Source organism: Actinomadura chokoriensis (assembly GCF_039529475.1).
Lineage (GTDB): Bacteria > Actinomycetota > Actinomycetes > Streptosporangiales > Streptosporangiaceae > Spirillospora > Spirillospora bangladeshensis.
Genome location: NZ_BAAAMW010000004.1, coordinates 45,923 through 64,474, shown reverse-complemented (window position 1 = coordinate 64,474; position 18,552 = coordinate 45,923). Strand labels below are relative to the sequence as shown.

Genomic DNA, 18,552 nt, shown 5'->3' with positions numbered 1-18,552 from the left:
GGGTCGGGTCCGCTAGAGAGACCTCTTATGAGCGCTTTGGTACTCGGGCCCCATCTCCGGCACGTGAGTCACCACACCGCGACGATCTGGGTGGAAACGGAGCGGCCCTGCGAGGTACGAGTCGTCAGCGAGGAGCACGGTGTCGACGCGTCCGCCCGGACGTTCACCGCGCACGGCCACCACTACGCGCTCGTCGAGGTCGACGGGCTCGCGCCCTGTTCGCGCATCCCCTACACGGTGCTCGCCGACGGCGAGACCGTCTGGCCTGAGGACGACGGGTTCCCCCCGTCCCAGATCAGGACGCTCCAAGAGGACGGCGGGCTGCGCATCTCCTTCGGGTCCTGCCGCCGTTCACCGGGCACCGTGGAGGAGTTCGGCTACGACGCGCTCGCCGCCTTCGCGCAGCGGCTGCGCGAAGGCGGGGACGACGTCGCCTGGCCGGACATCCTGCTCATGGTCGGCGACCAGGTGTACGCCGACGAGCTGAGCGACGAGATGCGCGCCTTCATCGGCGGACGGCGCGGACCGGACGAGCCGCCCGCCGACGAGGCCGCCGACTTCGAGGACTACACGCACCTCTACAAGCTGGCCTGGCACGGCGATCCGGCGGTCCGGTGGCTGCTGTCGACCGTCCCCACCTTCACGATCTTCGACGACCACGACATCCGGGACGACTGGAACACCTCCTACGCGTGGCGCAGGGAGATGTGGTCGCGGCCGTGGTGGCGGGCGCGCATCACCGGCGGCATCGGCTCGTACTGGATCTACCAGCATCTCGGGAACATGTCGCCGCAGGACCGCGCGTCCGATCCGCTCTTCGAGGCGCTGCGCAAGGCGTCCGACGAGACGGGCGACGCGGGCGCCGTCCTGGACGAGTTCGCGGAGAAGGCCGACCAGGAACCTGCCAGTACGCGCTGGAGTTACGCCCACGACTGGGGAGGCACCCGCCTCATCGTCGTCGACAGCCGGTGCTCCAGGCTCCTCACCGAGGACCGCCGCGGCATGCTCGACGACGAGGAGTTCGAGTGGCTGGACGGCCAGTGCCAGGGCGGCATGGACCATCTCCTCATCGCGAGCTCCCTCCCCTACCTGCTTCCCATGGCGATCCACCACGCGGAGTCGTGGAACGAGGCCGTCGCCGGGGGAGCCTGGGGCAGGCGCGGCGCGGCACTCGGGGAGAAGATCCGCCAGGCCGCCGACCTGGAGCACTGGGCCGCGTTCGAGAAGTCGTTCCGCGACGTCGCGGCCGACGTCATCGCCGTGGGACGCGGTGAACGCGGCCCCGCGCCGGCGAGCATTTCCTTCCTCTCCGGCGACATCCACTACTCCTATCTGGCGCGGGTCACCGAACCCGGCACGCAGTCGAAGGTGTCCCAGATCGTCTGCTCGCCGCTGCGCAACCCGCTGCAGGGCAAGTTCAAATGGGCGAACCGCATCGCGTACTCGCGCGCCTCGGGCGGACCGTTCCGGATGCTGGCGAAGCTCGCGAAGGTGCCCGTCCCGCCCATCCGGTGGCGCATGACGGACGGCCCCTGGTTCCACAACGCCATCGCCACCGTCGAATTGTCCGGCCGGGACTGCAACGTGCGCTGGGAGACTCCGGCCGGCGGCGGCCGGCTGGCGGAGATGGGGCGCGCCCGCATCACCTGAGCCGCCCGCACCGCCCCCGGGACGCCGCGCCGACTTTGCCGCGACCGGCGAAAAGGAAATCGCGTCCGAAATGTATGACCGTCGGTGGTCAAGCCACCACAAGGAGCGAGACTGCGAAAGGTTTCGAGTTTCTCCGTGACCCTCGCCCGTAACCCGTGACCTGCTCGTTCATGCAAAGATCCGGTGGAAGCCCGGGGGTGGACCGAAACGGCTGGTAGCGTCCGCCGTCGGCTCCCAATTCGTAGTTACCGGGGAGTCGCCAACGGGCGGCTCGTCATGAAAGAGTGGCGAATCGCCGTATCGGCCTACTGGGCTGCAGGGCTTCACTACGCTATAAGCGCCCGGGGTCGCTACGTCTAGTGGGCACGCTGTGAGCTCCCGTGTTGAGGAAGGACGGTGCCGCATGGATCGCTGCGCGCTGTTCGTAGACGCCGGCTATCTGCTGGCGGACGGCGCCATGGCCGTGCACGGCACGCGCCACCGCGAGACGGTCTCGTGGGACTTCGGCGGGCTACTGCAACTCCTGGGCAACCTCGCCAGGGAGCGCACCGGCATGCCGCTGCTGCGCTGCTACTGGTACGAGGCCACGATCGAGGGCCGCCGCTCGCCCGAGCACGACGCGCTCGCCGACCTGCCGGGCCTGAAGCTGCGGCTCGGCCGGGTCCGCCCGGGGCGCCGCGAGGGCGTCGACACCGAGATCCACCGCGACCTGATGACCCTGGCCCGCAACGGCGCGCTCGCCGACGCCGTCGTGGTCAGCGGCGACGAGGACCTCGCGCAGGTCGTCACCGACGCCCAGGACCTCGGCGTCCGCGTCACCGTCGTGCACGTCGCGGTCGACGGCAACTGGACGATCTCCCGCGTGCTGCGGCAGGAGTGCGACGACCTCATCGAGATCGGCTCCGGCCACCTGCGCCCCTACGTCAACCTCCTCGCCGGCATGGACGGGGCGTCCTCGGGCTCCTCGCTCGGGACGAGCCCGCTGTCCAACGGGCACGGCGGCTCCAACGGGCACGGCGGTTCGCTCGGCCCGCTGCAGACGACCTCGCACAACGGGCCGCCGCCCGCGTCCCCGGTCAGCGGGCCGCCGGTGTCGTCGGGCTCGCCCGTCCGCGACCTCGGCCCCGCCATGGGCGGCGGGATGAACGGCGGCATGGGCGGCGGGATGAGCGGCGGCTCCATCGGCAACAGCGGCCCGATGGCGCTGCCCGGCGGCGTCGGCGGCGGTATCGGCGGAGCAGGCGGCGGCCTCACCGGGTCGTCCTACGGAACCGGCGGCCAGCAGGCCCCGCTCCAGCCCGCGACCACGTCCGGGCCGTCGCCCCTCCCGTCGATGCCGGCCCCCTCGGCGCCGCCCATGCCGGCGCCGCCGTCGAGTCCCGGGCCGCAGTACGGCACCTCGCCCGTCCCGGCCCCGTCCCCGCCGCCGCCCCCGCAGACGCTGCCGCCGCAGCAGGGCGGCCAGCACGGCCCCTACACCGGGCCGCAGCAGGTGTCGCCCGTCCCGGCGCAGAACACCCCGACCCTCTCGGACGCGGTCAAGGCCGCCCACCAGGAGGGGCAGGACTTCGGCGAGTCCGTCGCCCGGGACGCGCCCGCCCTGTGGCTGGAGGCCGTCCTCGCCCGCAAGCCGCGCATGCCGTCCGACCTGGAGGCGCGGCTGCTGCAGGGGTCGTCGCTGCCGATCGACTTCCTGCTGCACGACGAGGTGCGGCACGCGCTGCGCCGCGGATTCTGGGACGCGCTCGAACGTTCCCGCAGGTGAGCTGACAGGTACGCGCCGGTATTCCACGATCATCGTCGATTCGCCCGCTTCGGCCGGGCGCCGCCGGGTAGCGTTGAGGCGTGACGCATGTGACGGAAGACGATCTCGACGACCTGGAGTTCGACACCCTGCGCACCGGCGATCACATCTCGGCGGCCCGCCGGCTGTCCGAGCTGGCCGAATCGGTCTCCGGTGGGGTGTCGCGCGCCAACGTCCTGCTGCGCGCCGGCGAGCAGTACCAGCACGCCGGCGACCACGGCCGGGCCGCCGAGTTGTACCGCAGGGCCATGGAGGACGGCGGCGAGACCTACGGCGATCCGCGCGCCTACCTCGCCGACGCGCTGTTCGAGCTGGGCGACGCCGACGAGGCCCGCGGGCTCCTCGACCAGATCCGCGCCGACAGCCCGCGCGACCCCGAGGTGTACCGCGCCGTCGCCGAGGTGCTGTACGCCCAGGGCGACGCGACCGGCGCCCACGAATGGGCCACGAGCGGCGCCGACGTCGTCCTCGCCCTCCGCGACCGCGCCGTCGGCACCGGCATGGGCGGCGGCCCCGACGAGGCCCCGGCGCCCGACGCCGAGTCCCTCACCCCGGGCCCGGACGACGTCGCCATCGCCGAAGACAGCCTTGAGGCGCTCCTCCGCCTCCGCTACCGCGCCCGGGTCGACCTCGGCCGGAGCGAAGACGACTACGACGCCCTCCTGGACGACCTCCTCAAGAACGCCTGAGTCAGAGTTCCGCGATCAGTTCGCTCAGGGACTGGGCGACCGTCGCCGGGGGCTCGTGGTCGGTCACCTGCCAGCCGCGCAGCCGCGCCTCCCTGAGGGCCTCATCGTGCTCGGACGAGGCCGAGCGGTCCGAATGTGTGCGGAGGTAACCGCAGGGCGCCTCGGGCCAATCTGGGGCCATCGGGAGGGCATCCTCGGGCGCTCCGTGGTCGTGCCGGCCGCGGCGCGGCAGATCGGCGTCGACGAACACGAATCCCGCGACCGGGCGGTGGGCCGCGCGCTGGGCGAGGGAGATGCCCGGCAGGAGCGGCCCGGCGGCGCCGTGCGCGACGAGGACGAGCGGCGCGACCGGGTCCGTCGCGGTGATGATCAGCGAGACGCGGGCGATGTAGCGGGGGCCGGTCGCGTCCGGGACGTCCGGCGCCACGACGTCCAGACCGTACGAGCGGAGCATCTCGGGCAGATCGCCCCAGGAGGCCGCGGTGGCGCCGGGGGCGTGCAGCAGGACGACGGTTCCGGGGATCACCCACCGAACCTACATGGCACCCGCCGCCCGCCGGCGCGGGGTCAATAGGCTCTACCCGTGAGCGATCGTGACGAGCTGTTGCAGCAGATCAAGGACAAGGCCGTCGTGCACGGCGACTTCGTGCTGTCGTCCGGGAAGCGGGCGTCCTGGTACGTGGACCTGCGCCGCGTGACGCTGGACGGCTCCGCCGCACCGCTGGTGGGGCGGGTCATGCTGGACGAGACGGCCGACCTCGGCTACGACGCCGTCGGCGGGCTCACGCTCGGGGCCGACCCGGTGGCGACCGCGATGCTGCACGCGGCCGCGGCGCGCGGCCGGGCGCTGGACGCGTTCGTCGTCCGCAAGGCGGGCAAGGCGCACGGGCTGCAGCGCCGGATCGAGGGCCCGGACGTCAAGGGCCGCCGCGTCCTCGCCGTGGAGGACACCTCGACGACCGGCGGGTCCGTCCTGACGGCGGTGGAGGCGCTGCGGGAGGCGGGCGCGGAGGTCGTGGCGGTCGCGACGATCCTGGAGCGCGGCGCCGCCGGGCGCATCGCGGAGGAGGGGCTCGTCTACCGCCACCCCTACGACGTGTCCGATCTCGGGCTGGGCTAGGGGGTCGCGGGCGCGGCGGCGGCCGTCAGCCCTTGGCCTTGACGAGCCACTCGCCGCGCTGGCCGGCCGGCTTCTGCGGCTGCTCCCTGCCGTAGATGACGACCGTGAGCGAGCCGCCGTTGGCCGCGACGACCTGCAGCGGCGCCTGGTCGTACTTCAGCGTGGTCCCGGTGTTCAGCGTGGTGTTGGTGAGCACCGTGCCGGCCGTGTCGGCGATGCGGACGACCACGTTCGTCGGCTGGCCGGTCACGCTGATCACGAGGGGCACGTCGGCGGCCGGCGTGGTCTTCTCGTTGCTGCTCGGGGACGTCCTGCCGCCGTCGCCGTCGCCGTTGGACGGCGAGGCGGCCGTCGCCGGTCCCTTCTGGTCCGGTTCGCCCGTAATCGCGTTGACCAGGGCCATGCCGCCCACGACGAGGAGGGCCAAGGCGGCCACCACGGCCAAAGCCGCGATCAGTATGCGCGCGAGACCCCTAGGGTCCGACCGATGACGTCCCACATGGGGAGGTTAGCGATAACTGTCACCGCTGAGCGACGGACGTGACTCTTCGGGACCATTCTTATTCGGACCATGGTCCGCTTTACGCCCCTTCAGGACCTCCCGGATGATCGGAATGACCGACAGGACGAGGATCACCGCGACCCCCGGAAGGATGTACTTCTCGACGTCGGGGACCTCGGAGCCGAGGAAGTGGCCCAGCAGGAACAGGGCGTCCGTCCAGAGGATGCCGCCGATGGCGTTCCAGACGAAGAACTTCTTGGCGTCCATGCCGAGCATGCCGGCGAGCGGGTTCAGGAACGTCCGCACGATCGGGATGAAGCGGGCCAGCACCACGGCCTTCGCGGGGCCGAACCGGTTGAAGTAGTACTCGGCCTTCTCGACCCACTCCTGCTTGAAGATGCGGGAGTCGGGCCGGTCGAAGAGCTTGCGGCCGTATCTCGCGCCGAGCCAGTGGCCGAGCTGGGCGCCGGCGATCGCCGCGATCGGGCCGCCGACGAGCAGCCAGGGCAGCGAGAGCGGCTGGAACTCCTGGCCGTTGATCGTCGAGACCGCCGTGAGGATCCCCGCCGTGAAGAGCAGCGAGTCGCCCGGGAGGATGCAGCCGAAGAGCAGCCCCGTCTCCGCGAAGATGATGGCGAGCACGCCGATCGTCGCGAACGTGCCGAAGAGCTGCAGCCACGCCGCCGGGTGCAGCCACTCTGTGATGTTCAGGGGAAGGGTCGTGAGATCCACACCGCGAGCGTACCTTTCATCGCACTCCGAATACGCGGGATACTGAGGGTGGACGGCATGCCCGACCCGGAAACCGTGTGACCAGGGCAGTGACCCGGGTACACGGACGTCCGGGTGCTACCGCCCAGCCCAGCTGCCCGGCGGCACCGCTGCGTATGAAAGGACGCTGACAATGCCCATCGCAACGCCCGAGGTCTACGCGGAGATGCTCGACCGTGCGAAGCAGGACGGCTTCGCCTTCCCCGCGATCAACGTGACGTCCAGCCAGACGCTGAACGCCGCGCTGCGCGGCTTCGCCGAGGCCGAGAGCGACGGGATCGTGCAGGTGTCCACCGGCGGAGCCGAGTACCTGTCCGGCTCCACGGTGAAGGACATGGTCGTCGGCGCGACCGCGCTGGCCGAGTACGCCCGGGTCGTGGCCGCCAAGTACCCGGTCAACATCGCCCTGCACACCGACCACTGCCCGAAGGACAAGCTGGACGGCTTCATGCGTCCGCTGATCAAGATCTCCCAGGAGCGGGTGGCGCGCGGCGAGGAGCCGCTGTTCCAGTCGCACATGTGGGACGGGTCCGCCGTCGAGCTCCACGAGAACCTCGACATCGCCGCCGAGCTGCTCGACCAGTGCGCCAAGGCGCGGATCATCATGGAGATGGAGATCGGCGTCGTCGGCGGCGAGGAGGACGGCGTCGCCAACGAGATCAACGAGAAGCTGTACACGACGCCGGGCGACGCGCTCGCGACCGCCGAGGCCGTCGGCGTGGGCGAGAAGGGCCGCTACATCCTCGCCGCGACGTTCGGCAACGTGCACGGCGTCTACAAGCCGGGCTCGGTCAAGCTGCGTCCCGAGGTGCTCAAGGACATCCAGGACGCGGTCGGCGCCAAGTACGGCAAGGAGAAGCCGTTCGACCTGGTGTTCCACGGCGGCTCCGGCTCCTCGCTGGAGGAGATCCGCGAGGCCGTCTCCTACGGCGTCGTCAAGATGAACATCGACACCGACACCCAGTACGCGTTCACCCGCCCGGTCGCGGAGCACATGTTCCGCAACTACGACGGCGTGCTGAAGGTCGACGGCGAGGTCGGCAACAAGAAGCAGTACGACCCGCGCTCGTGGGGCAAGGCCGCCGAGGCCGCCATGGCCGCCCGCATCGTCGAGGCCGCCGAGAACCTCCAGTCCGCCGGCAAGAAGCTCAAGTAGCACATCGCGACGACGGCCCCGGGGGACGTTCCCCGGGGCCGTTGTTTCATGAAACTCGGGTAGTGTCGGGCCTGTGGCACTACCCCGCACGTACGAGTCACAGAACTGCTCGGTCGCCCGTTCCCTCGAGGTCGTCGGCGACCGGTGGACGATGCTGGTGATCCGCAGCGCCTTCCAGGGCGTGCGGCGCTTCGACGACTTCCAGGACGTCCTCGGCGTGGCCCGCAACGTCCTCACCGACCGGCTGAACCGGCTGTGCGACGAGGGCATCATGCGCCGCGTCCCGTACCAGCGGCGCCCGGAGCGCTTCGAGTACCGGCTCACCCGCAAGGGCGTCGAGCTGTGGCCGGCGGTCATGACCCTGCTGATGTGGGGCGACCGCCACTACGCCCCCGAGGGGCCGCCGCTGATCATCGGCCACCGCGGCTGCGACGGCACGCTGACCCCCGAGTTCACCTGCGATTCCTGCGGCGCGCACCTCGGCCCGTCCGACGTGGCCCCCCGCCCCGGCCCGTCCGCCTGACCCACCCTCGACCCCTACTGGGTTGCTTCATGCACCTTTCTGCGGTCCAATGAGTTGCATGAAGCAACTGACTGTGCCCGGTGCCGCGCACGTCGACGAGCTGCGGATCCGGCCGTACGGGATCGCCGACGGGCCGCGCGTCCGCCGGATGTCGGACCGGCTGTCGGCCGCCAGCCTCTACACGCGCTTCTTCTCCGGGACGCCCCGCATCCCCGACCACTACGTCGGCCTGCTGGAGGGCCTCGACCACTGGGACCGCGAGGCCCTGGTCGGCCTGGACGGGGACGAGATCGTCGGCATCGCCGAGTACATCCGCGACCGCGCGCGGCCCTGGCGGGCCGACCTCGCCGTCCTCGTCGCCGACCCCTGGCAGCACCGGGGCCTCGGCAGCGCCCTGGTCGGCTACCTCTCCGAGCTGGCCGCGCGGCGCGGCGTCACCGAGTTCGACGCCGACGTCATCCTCACCAACCGGGGAGGGCTCCAGTTCGTCCGGCACGGCTGGCCGTCCGCCCGCTCGACCCTGGACGGCGGCGCGGCCCACTTCACCCTGCCGCTCGCCGCCGGCCGGCCGTGACCCTTACGGCTTGCGCGCCACGCCGCCGTAGAGCCCGACCTGCTCGGGCGGGACGACCGGCCCCTCTGGACGCCAGGCCGTGATGTAACCCAGACCGGGGTCGATCGGCTCGAAGCCCGTGAAGAAGCGTTCGATGTCGGCAGGGGCCCGGAAGGCCATCTGGGTGGTGGGGGCCTGCCTGGTGAACTCGTCGGCGAGGCCCGTCACGCCCTCCGGGTCGGCTTCGGGGGTGCCGTGGGATATCACGAGGTACGAACCCGGTGCAAGCCGTTCGACCAGTCTCGCGACGATGCCGTGCACGTCGTCCCCGTCCGGCACGAAGTGAAGGACCGCCACCAAGAGCAGGGCCACGGGCTTGTCGAAGTCCAGCGTGCGCGCGGCATGCTCCAGGATCGCGTCCGGCTCGCGAAGGTCGGCGTCCACGTAATCGGTGGCGCCCTCAGGTGTGCTGGTAAGCAGCGCACGCGCGTGCGCGAGCACCAGAGGGTCGTTGTCCGTGTAGACGACCCGCGAGGCGGGAGCGACCTGCTGAGCCACGTTGTGGACGTTCTCCTGCGTCGGCAGGCCCGTCCCGATGTCCAGGAACTGGCGGATGCCCGCCTCACCGGCCAAGTACCGCACGGCCCGGCCGAGGAACGCGCGGTTCTGGCGTGCGACCAGCCGCGCGCTGGGCATGATCTTCAGGAGACCCTCGGCGGCCTTCCGGTCCACCTCGTAGTTGTCCTTGCCGCCGAGCATGACGTCGTAGACGCGCGCCGGGCTCGGGACGGACGTGTCGATACCCTCCGGCTTGAGCATCGAACGATGGTAATCGCACGAACGGCCGGCTCGGCGGCACCGAGGCTGACGGACCTGGTCGCCTCCCTGTTCGGATCCCGCGCGTAGCACTCGGCGCCGCGCGGGCGGGCCCTTCCCCGGGGAGCGCCCGCGCAGGGGCCGTTGGGGCCGCGCCCCGGGTTGTCGGCCGCACATCGGTGCTGCTTACGATGGCCCGCATGACCCAGAACCTGCTCGGCGGGCCTCCTCCGACCGAACTGCCGGACAACACCGAAGCCCGGACGGCCCTGGAGAACGGCGTCGACCCGTTCGAAGTCGCCGCGCGCCATCCGGACTACCCGGGCGCGTGGGCCGAGCTGGCCGACCGTGCCTTCGCCAACGGCTCCGTCATCGACTCCTACGCGTTCGCCCGCACCGGCTACCACCGCGGCCTCGACCAGCTGCGGCGGGCCGGGTGGAAGGGGCACGGGCCCGTCCCGTGGGAGCACGAGGCCAACCGGGGCTTCCTGCGCGCCCTGCACGCCCTGGGCCGCGCCGCCGCCGCCATCGGCGAGGAGGACGAGGCCGAGCGCTGCAAGGCGTTCCTGCGCGACAGCAGCGCCACCGCCGCCGACACCCTCAACGGCTCCTGACCGACGGCCCGCGGGCCCGCTGAGCAGCGGGCTCCGGTTTCCTTGCCGCGCGGGGGCAGGTAGGCTTCGATCGCAAGAGGCCCCTTCGACGCTTGCGGCGACCGGGGCCTTCGTCGTGGGAAGGGAAAGTGGCATGCCCGCCATCGTTCTTGTCGGTGCCCAGTGGGGAGATGAGGGCAAGGGCAAGGCAACAGACCTGCTCGGCGGGGACGTCGACTACGTCGTCCGCTACCAGGGCGGCAACAACGCCGGCCACACGGTGGTCATCGGCGACAAGAGCTACGCGCTGCACCTGCTGCCGTCCGGGGTGCTGTCGCCCGACGTCGTCCCGGTGATCGGCAACGGCGTGGTGATCGACCCGGCCGTCCTGCTGCAGGAGATCGACGGGCTGCGGGACCGCGGGATCTCCTGCGAGCGGCTGCTGATCTCGGCGAACGCGCACCTGATCATGCCCCACCACCGCGCCCTCGACAAGGTCACCGAGCGGTACCTCGGCAAGGCCCGGATCGGCACCACCGGCCGCGGCATCGGCCCCACCTACGCCGACAAGATCAACCGGATGGGCATCCGCGTCCAGGACCTGTTCGACCCGAACATCCTCACGCAGAAGCTGGACCTCTCCCTCCGGGAGAAGAACCAGGTGCTCACCAAGGTCTACAACCGGCGCCGCATCGAGACGGGCCCGATCGTCCAGGAGTACCTGGCCTACGGCGAGCGCCTGAAGCCGTTCGTGGCCGACACGACCCTCGTCCTCAACAAGGCGCTGGACGACGGCAAGGTCGTCCTGCTGGAGGGCGCCCAGGGCACCCTGCTGGACATCGACCACGGCACCTACCCGTTCGTGACGTCGTCCAGCCCGACCGCCGGCGGCGCGTGCTCGGGCTCCGGCGTCGGCCCCACGAAGATCACCCGCGTGATCGGCATCCTGAAGGCGTACACGACCCGCGTCGGCTCGGGCCCGTTCCCGACCGAGCTGCTGGACGAGCAGGGCGAGTACCTGCGCAAGACCGGCGGCGAGTACGGCGTCACGACGGGCCGCGACCGCCGCTGCGGCTGGTTCGACGCCGTCATCGCCCGCTACGCGACCCGCGTCAACGGCATCACCGACTACTTCCTGACGAAGCTGGACGTCCTGTCCGGCCTGGAGCGGGTCCCGGTGTGCGTCGCCTACGACGTCGACGGCGAGCGCGTGGACGAGCTCCCCACCACCCAGACCGAGTTCCACCACGCCAAGCCGATCCTGGAGTACCTGGACGGCTGGCGCGAGGACATCACCGGCGCCAAGAAGTTCGAGGACCTCCCGGCCAACGCGCAGGCGTACGTCCGGGCCCTGGAGGAGATGTCCGGCGCCCAGATCTCCGCCATCGGTGTCGGCCCCGGCCGCGACCAGACCCTCTCACTCCGCTCACTTGTCTAACATTGTTCACCGCACGTTCGGTCACGGACGGTAGCGTGCGTGCGGTGATTCCTATCGTCGAGGTGCACGGGCACCGGGGCGCGCGCGGCCTCCGTCCGGAGAACACCCTTCCCGGCTTCGTCCACGCGCTCGATCTGGGCGTGGACGCCGTCGAGCTGGACGTGGGCCTGTCGGCGGACGGCACTGTCGTCCTGAACCACGACCAGGTCCTCTCAGCGAGGAACCTCGCGGACACCGGCCCCGCCCAGCCCGACGACCCCGACTTCCCCTACGTGGGCAAGCCGATCCGCGAGCTGACCCTCGCGCAGCTCCGCACGATCGACGCGGGCGGCACGGGCATCCCCACCCTGGCCGAGGCATGCGCCCTCGTGGCTCCAGCCGGCGTGGCCCTCTCCGTTGAACTCAAGACCGACCCCACGTGGACGGATGAGGAGGTGGCCCTCTTCACCGCCGCCGTGGTGGACGTCCTGAAGACATACGGCGTCACCCACAGGGCCCGTCTACTGGCCTTCGACTGGCGCATCCTCGCTGAAGCCCAGCGCCACTACCCGGACCTCGGCCGCGTGGCCCTCGTCGAGCGCAAGACCCTCGTCCCGAACTCCCCTTGGCTCGCGGGCCTGTCTCCGGACGACCCGGTCGCCGCCGCAGTGGCGATCGGTGCGACGGCCATCTCCCCCGAGCACGCCATCACCACCCCAGAACTGGTGGACGAGGCCCACACCTTCGCCCTTCCCGTCATCGTCTGGACGGTCAACGACCCCGAGGACATGACCCGCTTCGTCAAGTACGGCGTGGACGCGATCGTCACCGACTACCCCGACCGCCTCCAGGACCTCCTGGCCGCGACGGTCTGACTACAGCCAGCCGTTGCGGCGGAAGCCCCGGTAGAGGGAGAAGCAGGCGCCGGCGATGATGCAGAGGATCATCGGGTAGCCGAACTGCCACTGGGTTTCGGGCATGTTCTTGAAGTTCATGCCGTAGACCCCCGCTATCGCGGTGGGGACCATGAAGATGGCGCCCCAGGCGGAGATCTTGCGCATGTCCTTGTTGTCGGCGACGGTGACCTGGGTCATGTGCGCCTGGAGGATCGGGTTGAGGAGCTCGTCGTAGGACTCGACCTGCTCGCGGACGCGGGTGAGGTGGTCCTCGACGTCGCGCAGGTACTCCTTGATCTCGGCCGGGACGAAGCGGCGGCCGGACAGGTTGCGCAGCGGGCCGGCGAGCGGGCCGACGGCGCGCTTGAGCTGGATGACCTCGCGCTTGAGGCGGTAGATGCGGCGGGACTCGTCGGTGCGCTCGGGGGAGAAGACGGCCTCTTCGACCTCGTCGATGTCCTCCATGACGGCGTTGGCGACGCCGACGTAGCCGTCCACGACGCGGTCGGCGACGGCGTGCAGGACGGCGGCCGGGCCGAGGGCGAGGCGGGCCGGGTCACGCTCCAGGTCGCGGCGGACGACGCCGAGTTCGCCGTGCGAGCCGTGCCGGACGGTGACGACGAAGTCGGGCCCGCAGAACAGCATGATCTCGCCGGTGACGACGACCTCCGCGCCGCCCGGCTCGCTCGGCACGTAGCCGACGGTCTTCATCACGACGAAGTGGACGTCGTCGTAGCGCTCCAGCTTCGGCCGCTGGTGGGCGTGGATCGCGTCCTCGACGGCGAGCGGGTGCAGGCCGAAGACCTCGGCGATGTCGGCGAGCTCGGTGGCGGACGGCTCGTGGAGGCCGACCCATACGAACCCGGCGCTGTCGCCGTCGGCGACGAGGCGGCCGTCGCGGATGAGCCGGACGGCGTCGGCGACGGTGTCGGTGCAGACGCGGTGGCCGTCGATGTAGGCGGCCCAGTCGATGACGGCGGAATCGCGGTTCGGAGCCTGCACGCCGTTGGGGCGGCCGCGCGTCTTGAACAGCGCGCGGCCCGGGCGGACTCGTGTCATGGCCATGAGGTGCTCCTAACCCGCCGGCCACGCACGTAGCGCGCGCTCAACCCAGGCTGGTCAGCGAAGGGAGCGCGCGAGCACGGCGGCCGGATGCCAGATGGAGGCGGACGGAAGGGCAGTCCTGTGCGGACTGTGAGGGTTCTCCGGCGAACTGCAAGGATCACCAGGACTCATCCCGACCACCTCCTTTCACGCACCTCGACACCGGGCGGTCAAGCCCGCTGCAGCTTACCAGCCGACATTTAGGACGCCGCCCATAACGGCGAGGTTCACCCGTCCCGCTGTGACGGCCGCCTCACTCGCCTCATCCCCCGTAACGGCGGCGCCCGCGAGCGTCATTCCCCGCACGGCGATCTGTAAGCTCGCGTCACGTGCGAGTACTCGTCCTTGGATCGGGTGGCCGCGAGCACGCGCTCGCCCGCGCCCTGCACCGCGACCCTGCCGTCACCGCCCTCCACTGCGCCCCGGGCAACCCGGGCACGGCCGAGATCGCGGCCAACCACCAGCTCGACCCGTGCGACCCGACGGCGGTGACGGAGCTGGCCGGGCGGCTGCGCGCCGACCTCGTCGTCATCGGCCCGGAGGCCGTGCTGGTCGCGGGCGTCGGCGACGCGCTGCGCACGGCCGGCATCCCGTGCTTCGGCCCGGACCGCGCCGCCGCCCGCATCGAGGCGTCCAAGGCGTTCGCGAAAGAGATCATGGCGGCGGCCGGCGTCCCGACCGCCGACGCCCGGGTCTGCGACACGACCGCGCAGGTCGAGGAGGCGCTCGACGCCTTCGGCCCGCCCTACGTCGTGAAGGACGACGGCCTCGCCGCCGGCAAGGGCGTCATCGTCACCGGGGACCGCACCATCGCCTCGCAGCACGCCGCCGCCTGCGACCGCGTCGTGATCGAGGAGTACCTGGACGGCCCCGAGGTCTCCCTGTTCGCCCTGTGCGACGGCCAGAGCGCCGTCCCGCTCCTCCCGGCCCAGGACTTCAAGCGCGCCCACGACGACGACGCCGGACCCAACACGGGCGGAATGGGCGCCTACGCGCCGCTGCCCTGGATCTCCCCCGGCCTCGTGGACGAGGTCATGTCCACGGTCGTCCAGCCGGCCGTGGACGAACTCCGCCGCCGCGAGATCCCCTACGTGGGCACCCTGTACGCGGGTCTGGCGCTGACGTCCAAGGGCGTTCGCGTGGTCGAGTTCAACGCGCGGTTCGGCGACCCGGAGACCCAGGTCGTCCTCGACCGCCTGGCGACCCCGCTCGCCAAGCTGCTGCAAGCGTGCGCGATCGGCGCCCTCGACCCCGAGTTCCGCCCCGAATGGCATCCGGGTGCGGCCGTGACGGTCGTCCTGGCCGCCGAGGGCTACCCGGCCGCGCCGGTGAAGGGCGACGAGATCACCGGTCTGGAGGAGGCGTCCAAGGTGGACGGCGCCTACGTCCTCCACGCGGGCACGAAGCTGGGCGCCGAGGGCAGCCTCATCGCCAACGGCGGCCGCGTGCTGAACGTCGTCGGCACGGGCCCCGACCTCCACACCGCTCGCACGGCGGCGTACGAGGCCATCTCCAAGATCACTCTCCGCGCCTCCCACCACCGCACCGACATCGCCCTGAAGGCCGCCCGGGCCTGACCGTCCGGAGCACCGCGCGCCCCGGGCGGGCGGAGTGGCCGCGAGACCTGGGACAATGGGCGGGTGATCGAGCGGTACACACTTCCGGAGATGGGGCGCGTCTGGAGCGACGCGCACAAATACGAGCTGTGGTGCCAGGTGGAGGTCCTCGTCGTCGAGGCCCACGCCGAGGCCGGCACGATCCCGCCGGAGGTGGTGGAGCCGGTGCGCAAGGCGCCGCCGCCGACGCCGGAGGCGGTGCACGAGATCGAGGCGGTCACGCAGCACGACGTGATCGCCTTCCTGTCGGCGTGGGCCGACAACACCGAGCCGCGCGAGGCGGCCCGGTACGTGCACTTCGGGATGACGTCGTCCGACCTGCTGGACACCGCGCTCGCGCTCCAGCTCGTCGAGGCGACCGACATCCTGCTGGAGAAGGCCGACGCGCTCGTCGCGACGCTGCGCGACCACGCGCTGGCCCACAGGGGCACGCTGCGGGTCGGGCGGACGCACGGCATCCACGGCGAGCCGGACGTGTGGGGGCACCGCGTCGCCGACTTCGCGTTCGCGATGGCCCGCTCGCGGGACCGGCTGCGCCGGGCGCGCGAGGCCGTCGGCGTGATGGCGATCTCCGGCGCCGTCGGGACGTACTCCAACATCGACCCCGCGATCGAGCTGCACGTCGCGCGCAAGCTGGGCCTGAAGCCGGCGGACGTGTCGACGCAGGTCGTCATGCGGGACGGAATCAGCGAGTGGGTGTCCGCGCTGGCGATCATGGCGACGGTGTGCGAGGCGGTCGCGCTGGAGGTGCGGCACGGGCAGCGCACCGAGGTCCGCGAGCTGTGGGAGCCGTTCGGGAAGGGCCAGAAGGGCTCGTCGGCGATGCCGCACAAGAAGAACCCGATCATCTCCGAGCGGCTCGCCGGGATGGCGCGGATCGTGCGGGCGCAGATCGTCCCCGTGCTGGAGGGCGTCCCGCTGTGGCACGAGCGCGACATCTCGCACTCGTCCACCGAGCGGATCGCGCTGCCGGACGCGTCCATCGCGCTCGACTACATGCTGAACCTCACGAACCGCCTCATGTCCGGCCTCGTCGTGGACGAGGCGCGCATGAAGGAGAACCTGGAGTCGACCGGCGGCCTGATCTACACCTCGACCGTGCTGCTGGAGCTGGTCGAGGCGGGCATGTCGCGCGACGACGAGGCGTACCCGCTCGTCCAGAAGGCCGCGATGGAGACCTGGGAGACGGGCACGCCGTTCCGCGAGACGCTGCGCGAGCACGCCGCCGAAGCGGGGCTGGCCTTGGACGAGAAGCGCCTGGACGAGGTCTGCCGTCCGGAACGCTTCGTCGAGCGGCTGGGTCCGGTGTTCGACCGGCTCGCCGCGCTCAGCTGAGAGACCGAGGAGTGGGGCCTTGCACGGGACCCTGACCGAGCTGAACGCCTACCCGCTCAAGAGCGGCGGCGGGACCGCGCTGCGCAGCGCCGCGCTGACGCCGCGCGGGCTGCCGTTCGACCGCGAGTTCATGCTGATCGGGCCCGGCGGCCGCTTCCTGTCGCAGCGGGAGTTCGCGCGGATGGCGCTGCTGCGCCCGTCCTACGACGGCGAGGTCCTCACGGTGCACGCGCCCGGTGCCGCGCCGCTCGTCCACAAGGCCGTGGACGACGGTGAGGTCCTGGACGTGTTCATCCAGCGGAAGGAATGCCAGGGCATCGACCAGGGCGAGGAGGCCGCCGCCTGGTTCTCCGAGCTGCTCGGCGACGACTGCCGGCTCGTCCGCTTCACCGGTCACCGGGCGACGTCCCGGGGCGGGGGCGAGGTGATGTTCGCGGACGGGTACCCGCTGCTGGTCATCTCCGCCGAGTCCCTGGCCGACCTCAACGCGCGCCTGGACGAGCCCCTCCCGATGAACCGCTTCCGTCCGAGCCTCGTCTTCGAGGGCCTCGGCCCCTACGGCGAGGACGACGTGCGCCTGCTGCGCGTGGGCGACGCCGTCATCGAGATGGTGAAGCCGTGCGCGCGGTGCCTCATCACGACCACCGACCAGGAGACCGCCGAGCGCGGGCGTGAGCCGCTCCGGACGCTCGCCACCTACCGCACCCGCGACCGCGGCATCCAGTTCGGCTACAACGCCGTCCCGCGCGCGCTGGGCACCCTCACGATCGGCGACGAGATCGAGATCCTCGAAGCCCGCTGAGAGCCGCTCAGAGAGCCCGCTGAGGAGTCGGCCGGGACGCGCACCGTTCAGCCGACGATCTCGCCGGTCTCCTTGCCGAAACGGTCCTTCATGGCGGTCGGCACGATCTCGACGGTGAGCCCCGGGAGGGACGCGACGGGCCTGCGTCCCGCCGTGGGCGGCAGGACGGCCGTGAGGTCGTCCAGCGCGGCCGGCGGCACGTGCACCTCCAGCACGCCCTCGGCCGGCTCCTCGACCGCGAACGCGTCGGCGGGCAGGAACGCGAGCGCCGTGTCCTCGGTCCGCAGGACCAGTTCGCGCCCGAACGGGAGGCGGCCGCGCAGCGAGTCGGCGATCGCCGGGGCCTGGAGCGCCCCCAGCCGCAGCGTCGTGGCGTCGCCGCCCCGCTCCCAGTGCGCCGTCGTCACGAACAGCACGCCGCCGCTGGAGCCGTCCCGCGCGATGCCCTCCTCGACGGCGCGGGCGATCTCGGGGTCGGCGAGCAGCGACCGGCGGTCGAGGTCGGTGACGAAGAGCGGCAGGTGCGGGGCGAGCGCCGCCGCCAGCCCGTCGGCGCTCCATCGGCGCAGCGCCTCGTACTCCTCCATCGCGAGCCCGACGACCTGGAGGAACACGACCGCGCCGTTCGGGGTGGAGATCTCCCCCAGCTCCGGGTCCTGGACGAACGTCACCGCGCGGATCTCCGAGTCCTCGCGGCCGGCGGCGATCGGCCCGTTGATGTCCATGTGGTGACCGACCTCGAACCAGTTGCCGGACGTGTACACGTACCGGCCGAGGTTCTGCAGGAGGCCGGCCGCCCACATCGGCGGCTGCTCCTCGGCCGGGTCGCGGACGAGCCGGAAGGTGAACTCGAAGCCCCAGCCCGACTCGTCCGGGTTCTCCGACTCCTTCTCGAACAGCTCCGTCATGCCGTAGGAGATGAAATGCCAGTGCGGGACGGGTTCCGTCCGGGCGTAGACGCTGATCCCGTCGAGGGGGTCGGGACCTCCCAGCGCCCACTTGTGGATCGTGCCGAGGTGGAACGGCTTGGTGTCGCCGTAGAGCGGGCGGAGGGCGGCGTCGATGGCGTCCCAGCCGGGCGATTCGTCCATGCGTGATCACGATAGTGGCCCCTGCGGTGATGCGCCGCCCCTAGGCTCACCTTGGGAAATTTCCTGGGGGAGTGCGAACTTTTGGCGTGTCGCGGAGGTCTCACCTAGCAGACT

General features: G+C 71.4%; 19 protein-coding genes. 13 read left to right on the top strand and 6 right to left on the bottom strand.

Annotated features, from left to right (window positions below):
• The first annotated feature begins 27 nt into the window (after positions 1-27).
• From ABFX46_RS10860 to ABFX46_RS10850, 3 genes are all read left to right on the top strand, one after another.
• Complete coding sequence (locus tag ABFX46_RS10860; protein WP_487046964.1) at positions 28-1,650, top strand: alkaline phosphatase D family protein; 1,623 nt, start codon at positions 28-30, stop codon at positions 1,648-1,650.
• A 403-nt stretch (positions 1,651-2,053) separates the two neighbouring features.
• On the top strand, positions 2,054-3,415 hold the full coding sequence (locus ABFX46_RS10855) for an NYN domain-containing protein (protein ID WP_346041559.1): 1,362 nt from the start codon (positions 2,054-2,056) through the stop codon (positions 3,413-3,415).
• A gap of 80 nt (positions 3,416-3,495) precedes the next feature.
• Positions 3,496-4,143 carry a tetratricopeptide repeat protein gene (locus ABFX46_RS10850; RefSeq protein WP_346041557.1) on the top strand — a complete coding sequence of 216 codons (648 nt, stop codon included), beginning with the start codon at positions 3,496-3,498 and terminating at the stop codon, positions 4,141-4,143.
• Between the two features lies 1 nt (position 4,144).
• Here ABFX46_RS10850 and ABFX46_RS10845 read toward each other — a convergent pair whose 3' ends face one another.
• Positions 4,145-4,669, bottom strand: coding sequence for a lipase family protein (locus ABFX46_RS10845; protein ID WP_346041555.1), 525 nt, complete (start codon positions 4,667-4,669; stop codon positions 4,145-4,147).
• A 57-nt stretch (positions 4,670-4,726) separates the two neighbouring features.
• Here ABFX46_RS10845 and pyrE point away from each other — a divergent pair, with 57 nt between their 5' ends.
• Positions 4,727-5,263: an orotate phosphoribosyltransferase gene (pyrE, locus tag ABFX46_RS10840; RefSeq protein ID WP_346041553.1), complete on the top strand. Its 537-nt coding sequence runs from the start codon at positions 4,727-4,729 to the stop codon at positions 5,261-5,263.
• Positions 5,264-5,288: 25 nt separating this feature from the next.
• Here the strand turns inward: pyrE and ABFX46_RS10835 are convergent, their stop codons facing one another.
• Complete coding sequence (locus ABFX46_RS10835) at positions 5,289-5,699, bottom strand: hypothetical protein (protein WP_346042134.1); 411 nt, start codon at positions 5,697-5,699, stop codon at positions 5,289-5,291.
• Between the two features lie 72 nt (positions 5,700-5,771).
• Positions 5,772-6,497 carry a DedA family protein gene (locus tag ABFX46_RS10830; protein WP_346041551.1) on the bottom strand — a complete coding sequence of 242 codons (726 nt, stop codon included), beginning with the start codon at positions 6,495-6,497 and terminating at the stop codon, positions 5,772-5,774.
• A gap of 172 nt (positions 6,498-6,669) precedes the next feature.
• Here ABFX46_RS10830 and fbaA point away from each other — a divergent pair, with 172 nt between their 5' ends.
• From fbaA to ABFX46_RS10815, 3 genes are all read left to right on the top strand, one after another.
• The gene (gene fbaA / locus ABFX46_RS10825) at positions 6,670-7,692 is read left to right on the top strand and encodes a class II fructose-bisphosphate aldolase (protein WP_346041549.1); all 1,023 of its coding nucleotides are present in this window, start codon (positions 6,670-6,672) and stop codon (positions 7,690-7,692) included.
• A 73-nt stretch (positions 7,693-7,765) separates the two neighbouring features.
• A complete protein-coding gene (locus tag ABFX46_RS10820) occupies positions 7,766-8,215 on the top strand; it encodes a winged helix-turn-helix transcriptional regulator (RefSeq protein WP_346041547.1) in 450 nt (149 codons plus the stop codon).
• Positions 8,216-8,273: 58 nt separating this feature from the next.
• Positions 8,274-8,789 carry a GNAT family N-acetyltransferase gene (locus ABFX46_RS10815; protein ID WP_346041545.1) on the top strand — a complete coding sequence of 172 codons (516 nt, stop codon included), beginning with the start codon at positions 8,274-8,276 and terminating at the stop codon, positions 8,787-8,789.
• Positions 8,790-8,792: 3 nt separating this feature from the next.
• Here the strand turns inward: ABFX46_RS10815 and ABFX46_RS10810 are convergent, their stop codons facing one another.
• Positions 8,793-9,587, bottom strand: coding sequence for an SAM-dependent methyltransferase (locus tag ABFX46_RS10810; RefSeq protein WP_346041543.1), 795 nt, complete (start codon positions 9,585-9,587; stop codon positions 8,793-8,795).
• 188 nt (positions 9,588-9,775) lie between these two features.
• Between ABFX46_RS10810 and ABFX46_RS10805 the strand changes: the two genes are divergently transcribed.
• The 3 genes from ABFX46_RS10805 (at position 9,776) to ABFX46_RS10795 (ending at position 12,469) form a co-directional block, all read left to right on the top strand.
• Entirely contained in the window at positions 9,776-10,198 is a 423-nt protein-coding gene (locus ABFX46_RS10805; protein WP_346041541.1) for a DUF3151 domain-containing protein, read from the top strand.
• A gap of 133 nt (positions 10,199-10,331) precedes the next feature.
• Positions 10,332-11,615 carry an adenylosuccinate synthase gene (locus ABFX46_RS10800; RefSeq protein WP_346041539.1) on the top strand — a complete coding sequence of 428 codons (1,284 nt, stop codon included), beginning with the start codon at positions 10,332-10,334 and terminating at the stop codon, positions 11,613-11,615.
• A 44-nt stretch (positions 11,616-11,659) separates the two neighbouring features.
• Positions 11,660-12,469, top strand: coding sequence for a glycerophosphodiester phosphodiesterase family protein (locus ABFX46_RS10795; RefSeq protein ID WP_346041537.1), 810 nt, complete (start codon positions 11,660-11,662; stop codon positions 12,467-12,469).
• Here the strand turns inward: ABFX46_RS10795 and ABFX46_RS10790 are convergent, their stop codons facing one another.
• Positions 12,470-13,555, bottom strand: a complete 1,086-nt coding sequence (locus tag ABFX46_RS10790; protein ID WP_346041535.1) for a magnesium and cobalt transport protein CorA — start codon at positions 13,553-13,555, stop codon at positions 12,470-12,472. It abuts the gene before it with no gap.
• Positions 13,556-13,923: 368 nt separating this feature from the next.
• Between ABFX46_RS10790 and purD the strand changes: the two genes are divergently transcribed.
• The 3 genes from purD (at position 13,924) to ABFX46_RS10775 (ending at position 17,347) form a co-directional block, all read left to right on the top strand.
• Positions 13,924-15,171: a phosphoribosylamine--glycine ligase gene (purD, locus tag ABFX46_RS10785; RefSeq protein WP_346041534.1), complete on the top strand. Its 1,248-nt coding sequence runs from the start codon at positions 13,924-13,926 to the stop codon at positions 15,169-15,171.
• A 63-nt stretch (positions 15,172-15,234) separates the two neighbouring features.
• Positions 15,235-16,545, top strand: coding sequence for an adenylosuccinate lyase (gene purB, locus ABFX46_RS10780; protein WP_346041532.1), 1,311 nt, complete (start codon positions 15,235-15,237; stop codon positions 16,543-16,545).
• Positions 16,546-16,564: 19 nt separating this feature from the next.
• A complete protein-coding gene (locus ABFX46_RS10775) occupies positions 16,565-17,347 on the top strand; it encodes an MOSC domain-containing protein (protein WP_346041530.1) in 783 nt (260 codons plus the stop codon).
• A 47-nt stretch (positions 17,348-17,394) separates the two neighbouring features.
• Here ABFX46_RS10775 and ABFX46_RS10770 read toward each other — a convergent pair whose 3' ends face one another.
• On the bottom strand, positions 17,395-18,438 hold the full coding sequence (locus tag ABFX46_RS10770; protein WP_346041528.1) for a suppressor of fused domain protein: 1,044 nt from the start codon (positions 18,436-18,438) through the stop codon (positions 17,395-17,397).
• Positions 18,439-18,552 lie beyond the last annotated feature (114 nt).

Excerpts from the sequence above, each read along its gene's own strand:
- ABFX46_RS10805 (WP_346041541.1), top strand. The coding sequence starts at position 9,776 with ATGGCCCGCATGACCCAGAACCTGCTCGGCGGGCCTCCTCCGACCGAA.
- ABFX46_RS10790 (WP_346041535.1), bottom strand. The coding sequence starts at position 13,555 with ATGGCCATGACACGAGTCCGCCCGGGCCGCGCGCTGTTCAAGACGCGC.
- ABFX46_RS10855 (WP_346041559.1), top strand. The coding sequence starts at position 2,054 with ATGGATCGCTGCGCGCTGTTCGTAGACGCCGGCTATCTGCTGGCGGAC.
- ABFX46_RS10800 (WP_346041539.1), top strand. The coding sequence starts at position 10,332 with ATGCCCGCCATCGTTCTTGTCGGTGCCCAGTGGGGAGATGAGGGCAAG.
- fbaA (WP_346041549.1), top strand. The coding sequence starts at position 6,670 with ATGCCCATCGCAACGCCCGAGGTCTACGCGGAGATGCTCGACCGTGCG.
- ABFX46_RS10810 (WP_346041543.1), bottom strand. The coding sequence starts at position 9,587 with ATGCTCAAGCCGGAGGGTATCGACACGTCCGTCCCGAGCCCGGCGCGC.
- ABFX46_RS10860 (WP_487046964.1), top strand. The coding sequence starts at position 28 with ATGAGCGCTTTGGTACTCGGGCCCCATCTCCGGCACGTGAGTCACCAC.
- ABFX46_RS10815 (WP_346041545.1), top strand. The coding sequence starts at position 8,274 with ATGAAGCAACTGACTGTGCCCGGTGCCGCGCACGTCGACGAGCTGCGG.
- ABFX46_RS10770 (WP_346041528.1), bottom strand. The coding sequence starts at position 18,438 with ATGGACGAATCGCCCGGCTGGGACGCCATCGACGCCGCCCTCCGCCCG.